This is a genomic window from Tritonibacter mobilis (assembly GCF_001681715.1).
Taxonomy (GTDB): Bacteria; Pseudomonadota; Alphaproteobacteria; order Rhodobacterales; family Rhodobacteraceae; genus Epibacterium; species Epibacterium mobile.
In genome coordinates this window covers 88225-105637 of sequence record NZ_LNWY01000019.1, presented here as the reverse complement: position 1 = coordinate 105637, position 17413 = coordinate 88225, and the positions used below count along the sequence as shown (strand labels likewise).

Here is a 17413-nt window from a genome sequence, read left to right as displayed (position 1 = left end):
CCGGCGCATCCAGACCTGAAATCAATTTCGATTTTATGCGCAATCCACGCTGGTTGTGCCGAAACCATTGCTGCAACTGCACGGTTGGGCTATTCCAAGGTGGAAGGGAGGAGACGTCGCGCAATCCGGGTGACGCTAAAGACCCCGCCGCGTCGGCGTTTTCGCAGAACATGCAGAGGACTGACCGAATGACCAACGTAGTAATCGCATCCGCCGCGCGCACCGCCGTCGGCAGCTTTGGCGGCGCCTTCGCCAACACGCCCGCCCACGATCTGGGCGCAGCTGTGCTGGAGGCCGTCGTGGCCCGCGCAGGCATCGACAAATCCGAGGTCTCGGAAACCATTCTCGGCCAGGTGCTGACCGCAGCCCAAGGCCAGAACCCCGCGCGTCAGGCCCATATCAACGCAGGCCTGCCAAAAGAATCCGCCGCTTGGAGCATCAATCAGGTGTGCGGGTCGGGCCTGCGCGCCGTGGCCCTCGGCGCACAGCACATCCAACTGGGGGATGCGTCCATCGTGGCCGCAGGCGGTCAGGAAAACATGACCCTCTCTCCCCATGCTGCCAACCTGCGCGCAGGTCACAAAATGGGCGACATGCAATATATCGACACCATGATCCGCGATGGTCTGTGGGATGCTTTCAACGGCTACCACATGGGCCAGACTGCAGAAAACGTGGCCGAGCAATGGCAGATTTCGCGCGACATGCAGGACGAATTTGCTGTCGCGTCGCAAAACAAGGCCGAAGCCGCGCAAAAAGCGGGTAAATTCGCCGATGAGATCGCAGCCTTTGTCGTGAAGCACCGCAAGGGTGACATCACCGTGGATCAGGACGAATACATCCGCCACGGTGCCACCATTGAGGCGATGCAAAAACTGCGCCCCGCGTTCACTCGCGACGGTTCGGTGACGGCGGCGAATGCCTCCGGCCTGAACGACGGCGCGGCGGCGACCCTGTTGATGAGCGCCGACGAGGCCGAAAAGCGCGGCATTGAGCCGCTCGCCCGCATCGCATCCTATGCCACCGCAGGTCTGGACCCGTCTATCATGGGCGTCGGCCCGGTGTTTGCCTCGCGCAAAGCATTGGAAAAGGCAGGCTGGTCCGTCGATGATCTGGATCTGGTCGAAGCCAACGAAGCCTTTGCCGCGCAGGCCTGCGCCGTGAACAAGGACATGGGCTGGAACCCGGAGATCGTGAACGTCAACGGCGGCGCCATCGCCATCGGCCACCCGATCGGTGCCTCCGGCTGCCGCGTTCTGAACACGCTGCTGTTTGAAATGAAACGCCGCGGCGCGAAAAAAGGTCTCGCGACTCTGTGCATCGGTGGCGGCATGGGCGTCGCCATGTGCGTTGAGCGTCCGTAAAAAGCGCGCAAACGCTTTAAATATAGGCTGATTTTGGGGCGTCTTCGGGCGCCCCTTTGTTTTTTCGTTCCCCCGTTACAATCTCCGGTTTAGTGTGGGGCCACGACCTGAGACGTGGCGGAATGCTGCAAGCGCAAAATGGTTGTGAAATTTTATTGCTCTAATACTGATAGATGTGCAATAAGATTACAAAGTGAAGTAAAGAAGTTGGAGGACCCCTCACATGGCTCGTATTGCCCTTGTTACCGGCGGATCGCGCGGTATCGGCGCCGCTATTTCTAAGACTCTTCAGGCGCAAGGCTGTCAGGTCGCCGCGACCTATGCCGGCAACGATGCCGCAGCTGCACAGTTTACCGAAGAAACCGGAATCAAGACCTTCAAATGGAACGTGGCCAGCTATGAGGAAAGCAAGGCCGGGATCGCGCAGGTTGAGGCGGAACTTGGCCCAATCGACATCGTTGTCGCCAATGCGGGCATCACCCGTGACGCACCTTTTCACAAAATGCAGCCCGAACAATGGCAGCAGGTGATTGATACCAACCTGACCGGCGTCTTTAACACGGTGCATCCGGTCTGGCCCGGCATGCGCGAACGGGGTTTTGGCCGGGTGATTGTGATCTCGTCGATCAATGGTCAAAAGGGCCAGTTTGCACAGGTCAACTATGCCGCAACCAAGGCAGGCGACCTCGGCATTGTGAAATCTCTGGCTCAGGAAGGCGCGGCCAAGGGCATCACCGCAAACGCGGTCTGCCCCGGCTATATCGCGACGGAAATGGTGATGGCAGTGCCCGAAAAAGTGCGCGATGCAATCATCGGCCAGATCCCCACAGGGCGTCTGGGTGAGCCTGAAGAAATTGCGCGCTGCGTGGGCTTTCTCGCCTCGGACGAGGCATCGTTTATCAACGGCTCCACCATTTCCGCAAACGGCGGCCAGTTCTTCGTCTGATCGCCGGGACGTCGCAACACTATAAATAGAGCAAGGGCCGGTTCGTGATGAACCGGCCCTTATCTCATCCCGTAAGTGCCTGTCATTCAGCTCGCGCGCGCTGAGGCCCAGCGGGAAACCCGATACCCCGAAGCCGATGCACGGCGGCGGGCAAAGATCCATGAGAGCGCATCACGCAGGACCTGCGCACGCGCTTCGTGGGCCCGGGCCATGCCCTGTTTCACTTCGGCTGTTGCAGCATATTCGATCATCCTGGCCACCTTTCGGTTTAGCGTCTCTGTTGTGTCTTCAATATGCGCGTTTGCTGGATTGACGACAAACGAGAGTTTTGCGAGCTTCAGTTAAATTATTCTTGGGTGAACCATGTCCGACCGCCTCCCCCCGCTGACTGCTTTGCGCGCCTTTGACGCGGCGGCCCGGCATATGTCCTTTGCCAAGGCGGCGGAGGAGCTGAATGTGACTCCGGCGGCATTGTCGTTTCAGATCAAATCGCTGGAGGAGCATCTGGGCGCGCCACTGTTTCGCCGCCTCAACCGCGCGGTTGAGCTGACGGAGGCTGGCACGGCATTGGCGCCGGGCGCAGATGAAGGGTTTCAAGCGTTGAGCACCGCGTGGCGACAGGCGCGGCGGGTGCTGGACACTACATCATTGACGGTGACCGCTGGACCGGCGTTGACGGCGAAATGGCTGGCACCCCGGTTATACGAGTTTGCCCGCAGTCACCCGGACATTGATCTGCGCTTGTCCGCCGGACTGCGGGTCATGGATCTACACCGCGACAATGTGGATGTGGCGATCCGATTCGGTTACGGCGTTGACGAGGATCTGGTATCGCAAGCTGCCCGCCCCGAATGGCTGACTCCGGTGATGACTCCGGAGCTTTATGCGCGTTTCCCCACACCCGAGAGCCTGCGCGAAGCGCCGTTGATCTATGACGACAGCATCGGTTTCCTCAATCCAACCTGCGATTGGCCAACGTGGTTTCGCGCGATGGGTCTTGAGTTTACGCCCGGTCACGGCACACATTTTTCCCACGCCGATCACGCGATTGACGCCGCCTGCGCCGGTCTTGGGGTGGCACTGGGTCGACGGCCGATGATTATCAAAGACGTGCAGGAAGGGCGGCTGATTGCACCCTTTAAGGTGGCGATCGAGACAGATGCCAAGTTTCGCTTTCTTTGCCTGCCCAGTACCCAAGACCGCCCGCAGATCAAAGCGTTCCGCGAATGGTTCTTTGCGGAGATCGAAAAAACTGCGCATATGTGGGACGATTTTAAGATTGTCCCCGTGAAGGATCTATAAGCCTGATGACCCGTGCTCGCGCGACCGCAATCGGATTTGTTGCCGTTCTACTTTGGGCGCTGCTGGCGTTGTTGACGGTGGGCTCCAGCCCGACGCCGCCACTGCTGCTCAATACCATCTGCTTTGGGATTGGCGGCGTGATTGGCCTGATCTGGGTACAGATGACAGGCAGCTGGGCGCACCTCAGGCGCGTTCCGCTCCGAGTCTATGCCTTTGGTTCCATTGGGGTCTTTGGCTATCACGCGCTGTATTTCTCTGCCCTGCGCGCCGCCCCTGCAGCTGAGGCCGGTCTGATCGCCTATCTGTGGCCATTGTTGATCGTGCTTTTGTCGGGCCTGCTGCCCGGTGAGAAGCTGCGGACGGGCCATTTCCTCGGGGCGCTCTTGGGGTTTGCGGGCGCGGCCTGCATTATCACCGGCGGCGGTGAGGGGTTTCAGGCGCAATATCTGCCGGGCTATGGCCTTGCGCTGCTCTGTGCGTTGTTCTGGTCCAGCTATTCCGTGGGCTCCCGCCTGTTGGGGGATGCGCCAACCGCATCGGTTGCGGTGTTTTGCCTGCTAAGCGCGCTTGCCTCGCTCGGCTTACATCTGCTGCTGGAAGAGACAGTCTGGCCCGTTGGGGCACTGGGCTGGACATCGACCGTGTTACTGGGGCTTGGTCCTGTGGGGCTGGCGTTTTACGTCTGGGACATCGGCGTCAAACAGGGTGACATTCAGATGCTCGGGACCAGCTCCTACGCAGCGCCGCTATTGTCGACGCTGATTCTGGTGATCGCGGGGATTGCCGCGCCCTCATGGGGGTTGGCGCTGGCCGCTCTGCTGATCACCGCAGGCGCGGTGCTGGCAGCGCGGGCCTCTTCAACGACCCCAGCACAGGATGTTGCCGAGGGGCCAGCGATCACCCCGCCCACGCCGTAAGAACACCATAAAACGAATAAAGGCCCCGCGTGTGGCAGGGCCTTGGCTCTCCGTCGTCTGCGTCGCAGGCCGGATCGCTACAAGAGGGCCGGATAGGCGGCCAGAGATCGCGCGATCAGGCGTGATTGAGACGTTCGATCTCGTCCTTCAGGCGCAGCTTCTCTTTTTTGAGGGACTTAATATGCATTCGGTCGGTGGCCGGAGATCTCTCGGCTTGTTCGACTTCAAAACTCAGATGCTCGTGCTTCTTCTTCAATTGGTTCAGATGCGAGCTGAGGCTCATGTCGTTCCTCCTTCTACAAAGCTTGATGCCAACAACATGGTGATTGGAGCACGCTTCTTTCAACCTGTCACGCTGCACGCGCACAATTCGGAACGGTTCTTTCGAACAATTTGCAACTTTTGGCTGTTTCCCGCCTATTCCGATGCGCGATCAGGCAGCGCGCTTCCGACCTGCCTATTCTAACGCGCAAAGCTAGCGCAAATCGTCGCGGTCACCTTGCGATCTGATAAATCAGACAGATCTGCCCTCCGGCCACGGCAGCGCGGCCCCTTCGCGCAGGACCGTTCGGATTGCGGCACTGTAGTCATCGCCATCCGTCTGATGAATCGCACCATCATGCATCAACAGTGGTGCATGAAGCCGAAAATCCGCACGCCCACCCTTGCGGGCACGTAGAATCACCAACTCTGCTGCACGTCCGATGCGCGGCGCGAGCGGCAGGATCTCGAGTGAGCCAAGCCGCCCCTGCGCAGCCGCCATCATATCCGGCAGGCGGTCCGCCCGCTGGATCATGTGCAAATACCCTTTGGGCGCGAGTCTGCGCGCGGCGACATCGAACCACAGCTCAAGCGGCGTACCCTCGCCCAGTGCGGTGCGCCGCCCCGCGTCGTTCGCCTGGCTATGCGCCCCGGCGCGGTAGTAAGGCGGGTTGGCGATCACATGATCAAACCGCTGCTGGCGCAGATCAGCAGGCAGATCGCTCAGGTTGGCAGTGGCGACATGCGCGGCGGTGGCGTTTTCTGCGGCATTTCGGCGCGCAAGCTCTGCATAGGCCGCCTGCAGCTCAACTCCCGTGATCTTCAGATCCTGCACGCGGGCGGCCAAACAGAGAAACGCCTGCCCCGCCCCACAGCCCAATTCCAGCACAGATTGACCGGGACGCGCGTTCACAGCGGCCGCCAGCAACACCGGGTCCACACCCGCGCGATAGCCTGATTTCGGCTGAAAGAGCGTTATCCGCCCCCCCAAAAAGCCGTCCGCGCTCAGATCCGCATCGCAAAAGCCCGGCTGATCAGCCACGGTCCGACACCGGCAATCCATTGTCGCGCATCACCAGTTGCGCATCTTCAAGATCATCCGCGTGCACAAGCAGACGGCGTGGGAAAATCCCGATGCCACCTTCAAGAACGCTCATATTTACGTCCATTTCAAAGCAGTCTATACCCTCCCCGTTAAGAAGGGCGGTGGCAAAGGCCAAAACCGTTGGGTCGGTGCTGCGTAAAAGTTCCTTCATATCCACGGATCTAAGGGCAAGACCGGGGTCTTGTCGAGCCTATCAGTCGGGAATGTGATGAACCAGGTGATGACGCAGACGCCTAAGGGCAAGCCCCATGAATTGCTGGCCGAAACTCTGGCCTCTGAATTGGAAGCCGTGAACCTCTTAATCCAAGAGCGAATGGCATCGGAACACGCGCCGCGCATCCCAGAGGTGACCGCGCATCTGGTCGAGGCAGGCGGCAAGCGGTTGCGCCCGATGTTGACCTTGGCTGCGGCCCGTATGTGTGGGTATGAGGGCGATCATCACCTGAAACTCGCGGCAACGGTCGAATTCATCCACACGGCAACGCTGTTGCATGACGATGTGGTCGACGAAAGCGCGCAGCGCCGGGGGCGCCCGACCGCGAACCTGTTGTGGGATAACAAAAGCTCGGTTCTGGTGGGCGACTATCTGTTTGCCCGCAGCTTCCAGTTGATGGTCGATACCGGCTCCCTGCGGGTGCTCGATATCCTTGCCAATGCCTCGGCCACCATTGCCGAAGGTGAGGTGCTGCAGATGACGGCGGCGACCGATCTGCGCACCACCGAAGATATTTACCTGCAAGTCGTGCGCGGCAAAACTGCGGCGTTGTTTTCTGCCGCAACCGAGGTGGGCGGCGTGATCGCCAGCGCGACAGACGCGCAGGTGAAGGCGCTCTATGACTATGGCGACGCGCTTGGCATTGCGTTCCAGATCGCAGATGATCTGCTGGATTATCAAGGTGATACGGCAAAAACCGGCAAAAATGTCGGCGATGATTTCCGCGAGCGCAAGCTGACACTGCCGGTGATCAAAGCGATTGCACAGGCCACCGATGAGGAGCGCGCGTTCTGGCAGCGCACCATTGCCAAGGGGCGACAGGAAGAGGGTGATCTCGACCACGCGCTGGAGTTGATGGCAAAATACGCCACACTGGACGCCACCCGCGCAGATGCCTTTGGCTGGGCGGAAAAGGCAAAATCAGCGCTGGCAGAGCTGCCGGACCATCCGATCCGCACCATGCTGATTGACCTGGCAGATTACGTAGTCTCGCGATTGAACTGATCCGCCTGCCCGGTGGTATGGCAAGGTCGCAGACCGGGCAATGCGCATGGCGACAGTGCTCAATGGAGTTCGGTCGCCACGCACCACCAATCGGGATGTTCTGCGCCAATCTCATAGGCCGCGAAATGCGCCGCCTTCATGCTGGGATAGAGCGCAAAACAGGTCGAACCCGACCCTGACATCCGCGCCATCAGCGCATCGCGCGACCTGCGCAGATCGCTCAGCGCGCGGTCGATTTGAGGTGCGACCTTGATCGCGGCGGGCTCCAGATCGTTGCGCTGCGCCGACAGCCAGCCTGCGCAATCCGCGACACCGTCAAACAGCGGCACCTCAACTGGCATTGCGGCATTGTCGCGCGACGTGAGCGCCGAGAACACCGCAGCTGTCGGGACTTCAACGCCGGGATTGACCAGCAATGCCGGGAGGCGCGGCAGGGCGACAGGGCTGATTTCCTCACCAATGCCCTGCATGCGCGCAGCGGAAGCGGTCATACAGACCGGAACATCCGCACCAAGGGAAAGCGCCAGCGAGTGTGGAAACACCACCCCCTGACCCGCAAGCGCATTCAACAACGCGCCCGCATCAGAGGAACCCCCACCGATCCCAGCCCCATGCGGCAGGGATTTTTCCAGCGCGATCTGTCCGCGCCAGCCTGCTCCTTCGGCCGCACGCCAGACCAGATTGCGCGCATCCTGTGGCACACCTTCGGCAAACATGCCCGACACGGTGAGCGACAGATCAGCGCCCGGCGTGATCTGCAAACGGTCCCCGGTGTCTGCAAAGGCCACCAGACTGTCGAGCAAATGATACCCATCCGCGCGGCGGCCGGTTACATGCAGAGACAGGTTGATCTTGGCGGGAGCAAAGACCTCAACGGTCGTCATTGGCGACCTGCAGCGGCTTTGCTCCTTCTTCGGCCAAGACCACATCCAGCCCCACGTCCAGCTTGCGACGGATACGGTCGGGTTTGGCCTCGGCGTCGGTATCTTCGGGATCAACGAAAGACAGGGCACGACGCCACTGGAATTCTGCTTCCAACTTGCGGCCCACTGCCCAATAGACATCGCCGAGGTGGTCGTTCACCACCGGATCGACCGGCATCAGCTCGACGGCGCGCTCCATATGGCTGACGGCATCCTCGTAGCGGCCCATCCGGTAAAGCACCCAGCCGAGGCTGTCGATGATATAGCCGCTTTCCGGGCGGGCCTCGACGGCGCGTTCGATCATCGAGAGCGCCTCGTCCAGTTTTTCCTGACGCTCCACCAGCGAATAGCCAAGGTAGTTCAGCACCTGCGGCTGTTCCGGATCAATTTCGAGAGCCGCGCGGAAATCAGCCTCAGCCGCGTCCCAGTTTTTCAAACGCTCATTGCAGATGCCACGCGCATAAAAGAGGAACCAACGGTTGGTGGCCTCTTCGGGGCTGAGTTCCAGAGCGCGGCTATAAGCCTTTGCGGCATCGGAATAATTTTCCTGCTGACGCAGCAGGTCGCCAAGGTCGATATAGACCGCGACATGCTGGGGAAAGTCGCGGGCCAGTTGTTCCAGCACCTCGGCGGCGGCCTGCGGGTTTGCAGAGCGGCGCAGCGCCTCGGCGCGGCCCAGTTCTGCGGCGTGGAAATCGGGATGATCGCGCGGCACCTGTTTGTACGTGGCAATCGACAGCTCATATCGGCCCATCTGGTCCAGCAGACCCGCGCTCAGCAGGACCGCATCCACATGGGCGGGGCTGAGTTTTGCGGCCATACGTGCATACATCAGCACATAATCGCTTGCCGCCTCGCCGGATAGCGCCTGTCCGAGACTGAAAAACACTTCGGCCATGCCATCGCGCGGGGTGGGCGTAATGGTGAAGCCCACGGTTTCACCCATCGCCAGTTTATCCGCCAGATCGGTGAGCGCCGGGTCAAAGCCCTCGCCGAAGCTGTCGACCAGAACTTCCAGTGCCTGTTCGGTGCGCCCCAGCTGTGACAGGACCTGCACCCGCGCAATCGCCGCACGACGAGAAGACCGGCCAAGCTGGCCCTCATTAGCGGCAAAAAGCTCTTCTGCGCCCTCGTAATCCCCGACCGAAGCCAACGCCAAGGCCTTGTGATAGGTGGCAAAGAACTTTAGCCCGTCCTGCTCGGCCACGGTGTCGAATTGCTCCAGCGCCTGAGAGACGGCACCTTTGCCCATATAGGCCCACGCATCGAGCAAGCCATCAACCAGCGGGCTGATCTCATATTGCGCGGAATCGCGCGCAAGAAGCCCGTCAAAGTCGTCCTGAAGCGCAAGATTCCCGGCCATGACGATATTGGCCACCTGACTGCGCACGCCTGCTTCCCACATCCGTTTTGCCACTGGGAGGGCAGATTCTACATCCCCCAGTGCCAGCTGCGCATAGACGAGGTTCTCCATCAGGGTGACGTTCTGTGGATCGCGCACCAGCGCACGGGTGTAGTATTTAGCACCCGCAGCAAAATCGCTGTCGTAGGTCGCAGCCCGCCCGGCGAGGTAAGCCCCAGCCAGCCCGTCCGCCACCGCCATTGGGCCAGTGGTCAACAAAAGCGCTGCGGCGCAGGTCAGGGAACGGAGATAGGATACGGGCACGAAGGGGCCTCCAGAGCAGGATCACAACACATCTAGCGCGGAGCGTAGACGCCAGCCCCGCAATGCGCAATGGGGCGACCCGCAGGCCGCCCCATCAAAGTGATCACAGATGGCAAATCTGCCGTTACATATTGGGATAGTTCGGCCCGTCGCCGCCCTGCGGCGTTGTCCATGTGATGTTCTGCGACGGATCTTTGATGTCGCAGGTCTTGCAGTGGACGCAGTTCTGGAAGTTCACCACGAATTCGGGCTTTCCGTCTTTTTCCACGACCTCGTAGACGCCTGCGGGGCAATAGCGCTGCGCGGGTTCATCGTATTTGGGCAGGTTGACCGCAATTGGTGTGTCCTTGTTGCCCAGACGCAAGTGGCAGGGCTGGCTTTCCTCGTGGTTGGTCGCCGCAAAGGAGACGTTGGTCAGGCGATCAAAGGACAACACGCCATCGGGCTTGGGATAGTCGATGGGCTTGTGTTTTTCAGCCGGCTCCGTCGCCTCGGCATCATTTTTGCCGTGACCCAGCGTGCCAAAGAACGAAAACCCCAAGAGAGTGTTGGTCCACATGTCCAGACCACCCAGCGCCAGCGAGGCGGTGAGACCCCATTTGGACCACATCGGTTTGACGTTGCGGACCTTTTTCAGATCCTTGCCGATGGCGCCATTGCGCACCTCGGCCTCATAGGCGGTCAGCTCCTGATCGGTGGTGTCGGCCTTGATCATCTCATAGGCCGCTTCGGCTGCGGCCTTGCCGGACAGCATGGCGTTATGGTTGCCCTTGATGCGCGGCACATTGACCATGCCCGCGGAACAGCCCAGCAGCGCGCCGCCCGGGAAGGTCAGCTTCGGCATCGATTGATAGCCACCCTCGGTGATCGCCCGCGCGCCGTAAGCCACGCGTTTGCCGCCCTTCAGAAGCTCCGCCACCATCGGGTGATGCTTAAAGCGCTGGAACTCCATGTAGGGATAGAGATGCGGGTTCTTGTAGTTGAGGTGCACCACAAAGCCCACATAAACCTGATTGTTATCAAGGTGATAGATGAAAGACCCACCGCCTGCGTTGGAATTCAGCGGCCAGCCCATGGTGTGGGTGACGGAGCCTTCCTTGTGCTTGGCGGGATCAATCTCCCAGATTTCTTTCATGCCGACGCCGTATTTCTGCGGCTCCTTGCCGTCAGAGAGACCGTATTTGGCGATGACTTCTTTGGAGAGCGAGCCGCGCACGCCCTCGGAGAGGAAGACATATTTGCCGTGCAGCTCCATTCCCGGTTCGGTGTTGGGGCCGTAAGAGCCGTCTTCCTCTAGGCCAAAGACACCGGCGACCACGCCTTTGACTTCGCCGTTGTCGCCATAGACCAGCTCAGAGCAGGCCATGCCGGGGAAGATTTCGACGCCCAGCTCCTCGGCCTGTTCCGCCATCCAGCGGCACACATTGCCCATGGAGACGATATAGTTGCCGTGGTTGTTCATCAGGGGCGGCATCGGGAAATTCGGAATACGAACGTCGCCCGCCTCGCCCAGCATGTAAAAATTGTCGTCCTTGACCGGCACGTTGAGCGGGGCGCCCTTTTCCTTCCAGTCGGGCATCAGCGCATCCAGACCACATGGATCAAGCACCGCGCCGGACAGGATATGCGCGCCCACTTCGGAGCCCTTCTCCAGCACCACCACTTGTAGGTCGGCATCCAGTTGTTTCAGACGGATCGCGGCCGACAGACCGGCGGGACCGGCCCCGACGATCACAACGTCGTATTCCATTGCTTCGCGTTCAATCTCGGCCATTCGAGGTGCTCCTTGGCTATCGTACGGACCCGCGCATCTGGTCCTTGGCTGGTTGGCGCAACATGAGTGCGCTGGCGTTATGGCGCAACATTCTTGCGCGGTTGCTTAGCTGGTGCAGCATAGAGAGGTCAATCCATACCCTACGTAGGTTCCCTGACAGACCCGGAAAACACCCCCTTGACGCGCTGGTTTTCGTCATCCGAGACGCAAATAACGGCGTTAATCGACAGGAGTGTCAAGTTTCCGGGCGGTCCCCCATCAGGTATCGCGGTCCTTGCCCGTTTTTTGCCGCCCGGTCGTCGGCGTTATAGAGCGCGCAGGTGGGCAGCGACAGGCAACCGCAGCCAATACAGCCATCCAGATCATCGCGCAGCTTTTCAAGTGTTGCGATTCGGGCATCCAGATGGGTGCGAAACCCCGCCGACAGACGCGACCAATCGTCCTTGGTCGGGGTGCGTTTGTTGGGCAGGCTTTGCAGTTGATCGCGGATTTCAGGCAAGGTGAAGCCGAATTTCTGCGCAATCATGATAAAGCTCAGCCGCCGGATGTCGGCGCGGTGAAACCGACGCTGGCCACCTGCGTTGCGCCAAGGCTCCAACAGGCCCTGCGCCTCGTAATAGCGGATGGCCGAGACCGCGAGGCCGGTGCGCTCGGCGAGATATCCAATCGACAATCCGTGAGATGCAGGCATCGCGTACCCCTTTTTAGATGTTTCGCCAGACCGATCGGTCAATTCGCCAGAGCGAGGCGAAAAATTTCTGGATCACCTCAGAAATAGCTTGAGCTAAAGTTAGGTTTAGAAATTATCACAGACCGAGGCAAGACAAAAGGAAGGAGCCTCAGTCATGACTGCAACGCTCGAACACGCAAATATCTGCGTCAGCGACCCACATAAGACCGCCGCATGGATGGAAAAGATCTTTGGCTGGCGCATCCGTTGGGAGGGACCGGCCCTCAACGGCGGCTATTCCGTGCATGTGGGATCAAAAGACAGCTATCTCGCGCTTTATGCCCCCAAAGAAGGTCTGGGTGCGCCGCCCACGCCCTATTCCACCAAAGGCGCGCTCAATCATCTCGCGGTGATTGTTGATGACCTTGATGCCGCAGAACAAGCGGTGAAGGACGCAGGCTACACCCCAAAGAGCCACGCGGATTATGAACCCGGGCGGCGGTTTTACTTCGAAGACGAGGAGGGGGTGGAATATGAGCTCGTTCAGTATGATTGAGGTGCTGTTTCTCGCGGCTTATGGCCCGCGCGGGTTTCGGGAGTTTGGCCTGTTTGGGGGCAACAGGCGCAGCCACCCGCGTCCGCCCGGTCTGACGGCACCGCTGCCTGAACGAGTCTCACGGGAGCGTTAAACGCCCGTCCCAGACAGCAAAACCCCGCACAACCTGTGATGCCCCCCTTGCAATTGCGTCCGCGATTGGGTCAGGTATTTGCCAACACGACTGCTCGCCCCGCTGCTCTTCGCGGCGGGGCGGCGGCGTTCATGCGCATGCAACAACAAAAGAACGAACGACGAAAGCGGACAAGACCATGGACAAGATCCCGATGACGCCGCAGGGCTTTCACGCCCTCGAAGCAGAACTGAAGAACCTGAAAAGCGTGGAGCGCCCGGCGATCATTCAGGCCATCGCCGAAGCCCGCGAGCTGGGCGATCTGTCGGAAAATGCCGAATACCACTCCGCCCGCGAAAAGCAGTCTTTTATCGAAGGCCGCATCAAGGAGCTTGAGGGTGTGCTGTCGCTGGCCGATGTGATTGATCCGACGAAACTCTCTGGTGCAATCAAATTCGGTGCCAAAGTTACCGTGGTGGATGAAGACACCGACGAAGAAAAAACCTGGCAGATTGTGGGTGAGCATGAGGCCAATATCGAAGCGGGCCTTCTCAATGTGAAATCCCCTATCGCGCGCGCCTTGATCGGCAAGGAAGAAGGCGACAGTGTAGAGGTACGCACTCCCGGTGGGGACCGTGCTTACGAGATCCTGAAGATCATCTACGGCTGAACAAGAGCACCACTGCGAGGGGCGGACGGGCACATCATGACCAGCGACCTCAATCAAAAAGAACAGCCCACAGCACCGCGGCAGTCCGATCTGTCGTTGCCGGAGTTGGAGAGCGGTTCTCGCCCGTCCCTCGGCCTTGCCGAAGTGGTCGCTCTCGCGCTTGGCGTGTTGTGGGCGCTGGTGGTGATTGCCACCTATGTGCTGGCACCCCAGATGGCATTGTCGACCGAATGGAACGCGCCCCTCGTGCGGGTTCTGGCGGTGATGATGCCGGTTTTGATGCTGCTGGTGGCGGCGATTGCGCTGCGCTCCGCGCGGATCATGCGCGAAGAAACCGAGCGCCTGCATGCTGCGATTTCCAGCCTGCGTCACATGTATCTGGCGCATACGCAGGCAGCAGCGGTTGTCTCGGAGCCATCCGTCACCAAAAAGCTCGATGAGATCGCAGAAACCGCCCGCAAGACGGAAACGGTGCTTGCGACCTTTCAGTCCTCCCGCGCCACGCCCACCCGCCTTGCGATCCCGTCGAAGGCGATGGAGGCGGTTGCGGATCAAGGCTCGCTGGAGCTTGGTACCTCCGCCGAGGACATGTCACCGCCCCTCTCGAATGAGCATTTCATCCGGGCGCTGAACTTTCCCGAATCCGCCGAGGATGAAGAGGGGTTTGTCTCGCTGCGACTGGCCTTGCGGGACCGCCATGCGGCGCAGGTGATCCGCGCCGCGCAGGATGTGCTCACGCTGCTCAGCCAAGAAGGCATCTATATGGATGACCTGCGTCCGGACCGGGCGCGTCCGGACATCTGGCGTCAGTTTGCCAATGGCGCGCGCGGGCGGTCTGTGGCGGCACTTGGCGGGGTGAGGGATCGCTCCTCGCTGGCCCTGTCGTCGGCACGGATGCGGCAAGATCCCTTGTTTCGTGACAGCGCCCATCATTTTTTGCGCCGGTTTGACCAGATGTTCACCCGCTTTGAGGGGGAGGCCACGGATGCCGAAATCTCCGCCCTGAGCGATACCCGCACCGCCCGGGCGTTCATGCTCTTGGGCCGTGTTGCGGGCACGTTCGACTGATGCGCTATGTGCGAGGGATAGCCCGCGCATGACCCTGCGCCCGGCCCGACCCGAGGATGCGTCAAGCCTTGCGGCCCTGTCGCTGGAGGTTTGGATCGGCACTTACTTGCGCCGAGGGATCAACGCGCATTTTGCGGATTATGTGCTCTCGGAGTTTACGCCTGCCCGACTGGAGGCATTGATCCAAGCGGCGGATCAAAACATCACCGTCTCGCAGAACCAAGATGGCATTGATGGCTACATCCGGGTGTCGCACCGCTGCCCGGACCCGCTGGCGGGCGACCACCAAACCGAGGTCGCCACGCTCTACGTGCAGCCTCGTCATCATGGCAAGGGCATTGGCCGCGCGCTCTTGTTGGCAGGCATGCGGGCCGCACAGGAGGCGGGAGCTGCTTCGGTCTGGCTTACCACCAACTCTGAGAATGCGCCCGCTATCGCCTTCTATCTCGCTCAGGGCTTTGAACGGATCGGCATCACGCAGTTTTGCATTGAGGATCAGGCCTATCAAAACGATGTTTTTGCGCGGGCGCTGGCCCCCTGATGACATTGACCGGGGGCGCAAGGACGGGGAAGCTCCCGCCCGTCACAGCCGCATTGTAAATGCAGCCGTTCCCGTTGGGCCCGGCGCGCCCTGCGGACGCGGCCCGCGATTTATAGCGATAGGGGTGATTCAAACGCAACCCACAGCGCGCCCGCAGGGCGCGCTGCCGGGCCCAAACGGGGGTGGTGGCATCTGTGATGCCGCCGCGCTCGGCGGGAGTGCCCCCGCCCGCCCTGTCACCCCATGCCAAAGCTGGCGAAAGGGATAAATCGCACAGGATCCCCCGGCGCGATCTCGGCGGCCCCGTCGGGTAGCTCCACCAGGCCCTCGGCCCAGCTGAGGCCCGATATCCGGCCTGAGCCTTCGGATTTAAACACCTCCGCCCGGCCTGCCCGCATACGCGCGCGCAGATACTCCCGCCGCCCCGGTTTCTTGCGTTTTGCAAAGGCGGCTGGCACCTCAAACCCCTGTGGCTCTGCCCAACCGGCGCCTGCCATCAGCCCCATCGCGGGGCGGGCGAACACCAATGTACAGACCAGCGCCGCCACCGGATTGCCCGGCAGGCCAAAGACCGGCGTGCCCTGCCACATTCCCAGCGCCAGCGGGCGGCCCGGTTTCAGCGCGATGCGCCACTCCTGCATCGCGCCAGCCTCGCGCAGCAGAGCCGACACATGGTCCTCATCCCCCGCCGAGGCGCCACCGCTGGTCAAGATCACATCCGCCTGCGCTGCGGCCTGATCAAGGGCTTCGCCGAGCGCGGCGCGGTCATCCTTGATCCGCCCCATATCCACCGTCTGAAAACCGAACTGCTGGATCAGAGCCAGCAACATCGGACGGTTGGCATCGTAGACCTGGCCAAGGCCTGCTGCCGCGCCGGGCTCCACCAGTTCATCGCCGGTGGAGATCACCGCCACCCGCAGAGGTTTGCGCACCAGAAGCTCGGCAAGCCCGGTGGCAGAGGCCAGCGCCAGGTCCGCTGGAGTCAGCACCCGGCCTGCGGGCAGGATTACATCGCCTGCGGCCACATCCTCGCCCGCCTTACGGGTATTGGCCCCCGATTTCAGCGGCCCGTAAAAGGCCACAGAGACCCCGTCCGTGCGCACGTCTTCCTCAAGGATCACCGTATCAACCCCCTCGGGCAGCGCCGCACCCGTCAGGATGCGGATCGCCTGTCCGGGTGGCACTGCGCCGTTAAACGGCACCCCGGCAGCTGCACGCCCCGCCACCAGCGGCATCACATGCGCCCCCTCAGACCGCCCACCGGCAAAGCCATAGCCATCCACTGCCGTATTGGGTTGTGGCGGATTGGAGCGCAGCGCAATTGCATCTTCGGCAAGGACACGCCCCGGCGCCTCGGACAAGGACACGGCCTCCGCCCCGGTCACTGGCCACAGACGGCCACGCAACAGTGCCAACGCCTCGTCCACGGGCGTCCAGTTCACCCCTTGCGGCAAAGCGAAACAATCATTGCTGAGAGGCGGCGGTGTGAGGGTCATCGGTCAGGCTCCACGGCGAAGATCCAGCCCTCTTCCAATGCAATGGGGGCGGTCACGTTCAGATATCGGTTCAGGTCTGCCACAGGGCGACGGGCGAGGTCCAGCGCCACGCTATGCACCTGCCAGGCGTCTTTGATCCACCCATCGGGGGCCGGAGGGGTCGTGAGCGACGGCCAGATTTCCAACAGCGCGACCGGCGTATCGAGCCGCTCGAACGGCCAAACCGTCACATGGGGCGCAAACCCTGCGCGCAGGCGGTGCAGCACCGGCAGGCCCATCATGATCTGCCCGCCAACCGCACCCACACCAGACATCTGCCAACACGTGAAGCTGCCCTTGGCGCGATGTTCCACCGCTCGACGATCCGCAAAGGGGTTGTGATAACGCACCTTGCGACGCGGCAGGCCGGGAATGTCACGCCTCAACCCTTTGCCCCAAAACGGACCCTGCCTCTGCGGTCCCGACCCAAGGCTCAGGTTGATCTCACCTGCCAGATCAAAGCGATTGTTCGCCTTCGGTGCGTCCTCGATCCGGTCAGCGAACCACTGCCACAAGGCCAGCGGGTCGGGTCTGCCCGTCATCTCCTCGGCGAATCCTACGGGATAGCCAAACGGGAAATCGAACCCAAGCGCCACCCTGCGGCCCGCTGTCAGTTCGGTTTCGATCAGATCCACCAGCCATTCCTGCGCCAACGCGCGATTGCGCAGGTAGACAGGGGCCTCAGCCGCGCCCCCGCGCGCCACGCAAGCCCAGATGGCATCCTTGCGCGGGCGCGGTCCGGTGTCGTTGCCCCCGGACCAATCGACCATGACAAAAGTATCAA

The 17413-nt window shown here is 61.1% G+C and carries 20 protein-coding genes; 10 read left to right on the top strand and 10 right to left on the bottom strand.

Annotated elements, in window-relative coordinates:
• The first annotated feature begins 188 nt into the window (after positions 1–188).
• Both UB90_RS18485 and phbB read left to right on the top strand, forming a co-directional pair.
• On the top strand, positions 189–1364 hold the full coding sequence (locus tag UB90_RS18485) for an acetyl-CoA C-acetyltransferase (RefSeq protein WP_009175651.1): 1176 nt from the start codon (positions 189–191) through the stop codon (positions 1362–1364).
• A gap of 223 nt (positions 1365–1587) precedes the next feature.
• Complete coding sequence (gene phbB / locus UB90_RS18480) at positions 1588–2310, top strand: acetoacetyl-CoA reductase (RefSeq protein ID WP_009175580.1); 723 nt, start codon at positions 1588–1590, stop codon at positions 2308–2310.
• A gap of 86 nt (positions 2311–2396) precedes the next feature.
• Here phbB and UB90_RS22880 read toward each other — a convergent pair whose 3' ends face one another.
• Entirely contained in the window at positions 2397–2561 is a 165-nt protein-coding gene (locus tag UB90_RS22880) for a hypothetical protein (protein ID WP_009175597.1), read from the bottom strand.
• 112 nt (positions 2562–2673) lie between these two features.
• Between UB90_RS22880 and UB90_RS18475 the strand changes: the two genes are divergently transcribed.
• Positions 2674–3612, top strand: coding sequence for a transcriptional regulator GcvA (locus tag UB90_RS18475; protein WP_065322474.1), 939 nt, complete (start codon positions 2674–2676; stop codon positions 3610–3612).
• Positions 3613–3617: 5 nt separating this feature from the next.
• Positions 3618–4529 carry an aromatic amino acid exporter YddG gene (gene yddG, locus UB90_RS18470; RefSeq protein ID WP_005641486.1) on the top strand — a complete coding sequence of 304 codons (912 nt, stop codon included), beginning with the start codon at positions 3618–3620 and terminating at the stop codon, positions 4527–4529.
• A 115-nt stretch (positions 4530–4644) separates the two neighbouring features.
• On the opposite strand, the gene UB90_RS18465 is transcribed toward yddG, so the two are convergent.
• From UB90_RS18465 to UB90_RS18455, 3 genes are all read right to left on the bottom strand, one after another.
• Positions 4645–4812 (bottom strand): YdcH family protein, encoded by a 168-nt coding sequence (locus UB90_RS18465; RefSeq protein ID WP_005641483.1) that lies wholly within the window; start codon positions 4810–4812, stop codon positions 4645–4647.
• Positions 4813–5043: 231 nt separating this feature from the next.
• A complete protein-coding gene (locus tag UB90_RS18460; protein WP_065324990.1) occupies positions 5044–5853 on the bottom strand; it encodes a tRNA1(Val) (adenine(37)-N6)-methyltransferase in 810 nt (269 codons plus the stop codon).
• A complete protein-coding gene (locus UB90_RS18455) occupies positions 5825–6046 on the bottom strand; it encodes a putative signal transducing protein (protein WP_005632250.1) in 222 nt (73 codons plus the stop codon). Before UB90_RS18455 ends, UB90_RS18460 begins: the two co-directional genes overlap by 29 nt.
• Positions 6047–6103: 57 nt before the next feature.
• Here UB90_RS18455 and UB90_RS18450 point away from each other — a divergent pair, with 57 nt between their 5' ends.
• Positions 6104–7114: a polyprenyl synthetase family protein gene (locus UB90_RS18450; protein ID WP_065324991.1), complete on the top strand. Its 1011-nt coding sequence runs from the start codon at positions 6104–6106 to the stop codon at positions 7112–7114.
• Positions 7115–7173: 59 nt separating this feature from the next.
• Here the strand turns inward: UB90_RS18450 and UB90_RS18445 are convergent, their stop codons facing one another.
• From UB90_RS18445 to soxR, 4 genes are all read right to left on the bottom strand, one after another.
• Positions 7174–7998, bottom strand: coding sequence for a 4-(cytidine 5'-diphospho)-2-C-methyl-D-erythritol kinase (locus UB90_RS18445; protein ID WP_065324992.1), 825 nt, complete (start codon positions 7996–7998; stop codon positions 7174–7176).
• On the bottom strand, positions 7985–9703 hold the full coding sequence (locus tag UB90_RS18440; protein WP_009175546.1) for a tetratricopeptide repeat protein: 1719 nt from the start codon (positions 9701–9703) through the stop codon (positions 7985–7987). Before UB90_RS18440 ends, UB90_RS18445 begins: the two co-directional genes overlap by 14 nt.
• A 124-nt stretch (positions 9704–9827) precedes the next feature.
• Positions 9828–11477 (bottom strand): electron transfer flavoprotein-ubiquinone oxidoreductase, encoded by a 1650-nt coding sequence (locus tag UB90_RS18435; protein ID WP_009175604.1) that lies wholly within the window; start codon positions 11475–11477, stop codon positions 9828–9830.
• A 235-nt stretch (positions 11478–11712) separates the two neighbouring features.
• Positions 11713–12168, bottom strand: coding sequence for a redox-sensitive transcriptional activator SoxR (gene soxR / locus UB90_RS18430; RefSeq protein WP_005632233.1), 456 nt, complete (start codon positions 12166–12168; stop codon positions 11713–11715).
• A 154-nt stretch (positions 12169–12322) separates the two neighbouring features.
• Here soxR and UB90_RS18425 point away from each other — a divergent pair, with 154 nt between their 5' ends.
• The 5 genes from UB90_RS18425 (at position 12323) to UB90_RS18410 (ending at position 15094) form a co-directional block, all read left to right on the top strand.
• Complete coding sequence (locus tag UB90_RS18425) at positions 12323–12703, top strand: VOC family protein (protein ID WP_065324993.1); 381 nt, start codon at positions 12323–12325, stop codon at positions 12701–12703.
• Positions 12681–12836 (top strand): hypothetical protein, encoded by a 156-nt coding sequence (locus UB90_RS22875; RefSeq protein WP_157888771.1) that lies wholly within the window; start codon positions 12681–12683, stop codon positions 12834–12836. Before UB90_RS18425 ends, UB90_RS22875 begins: the two co-directional genes overlap by 23 nt.
• 178 nt (positions 12837–13014) lie before the next feature.
• Positions 13015–13485, top strand: a complete 471-nt coding sequence (greA, locus tag UB90_RS18420) for a transcription elongation factor GreA (protein ID WP_009175625.1) — start codon at positions 13015–13017, stop codon at positions 13483–13485.
• Positions 13486–13521: 36 nt separating this feature from the next.
• A complete protein-coding gene (locus UB90_RS18415) occupies positions 13522–14553 on the top strand; it encodes a hypothetical protein (RefSeq protein WP_065324994.1) in 1032 nt (343 codons plus the stop codon).
• 28 nt (positions 14554–14581) lie between these two features.
• The gene (locus UB90_RS18410) at positions 14582–15094 is read left to right on the top strand and encodes a GNAT family N-acetyltransferase (RefSeq protein ID WP_065324995.1); all 513 of its coding nucleotides are present in this window, start codon (positions 14582–14584) and stop codon (positions 15092–15094) included.
• A gap of 236 nt (positions 15095–15330) precedes the next feature.
• Here UB90_RS18410 and UB90_RS18405 read toward each other — a convergent pair whose 3' ends face one another.
• Together UB90_RS18405 and UB90_RS18400 are read right to left on the bottom strand one after the other, a co-directional pair.
• Positions 15331–16590, bottom strand: a complete 1260-nt coding sequence (locus tag UB90_RS18405) for a molybdenum cofactor synthesis domain-containing protein (protein WP_065324996.1) — start codon at positions 16588–16590, stop codon at positions 15331–15333.
• Positions 16587–17399: a molybdopterin guanine dinucleotide synthesis gene (locus tag UB90_RS18400; RefSeq protein ID WP_065324998.1), complete on the bottom strand. Its 813-nt coding sequence runs from the start codon at positions 17397–17399 to the stop codon at positions 16587–16589. Before UB90_RS18400 ends, UB90_RS18405 begins: the two co-directional genes overlap by 4 nt.
• Between the last annotated feature and the right edge of the window lie 14 nt (positions 17400–17413).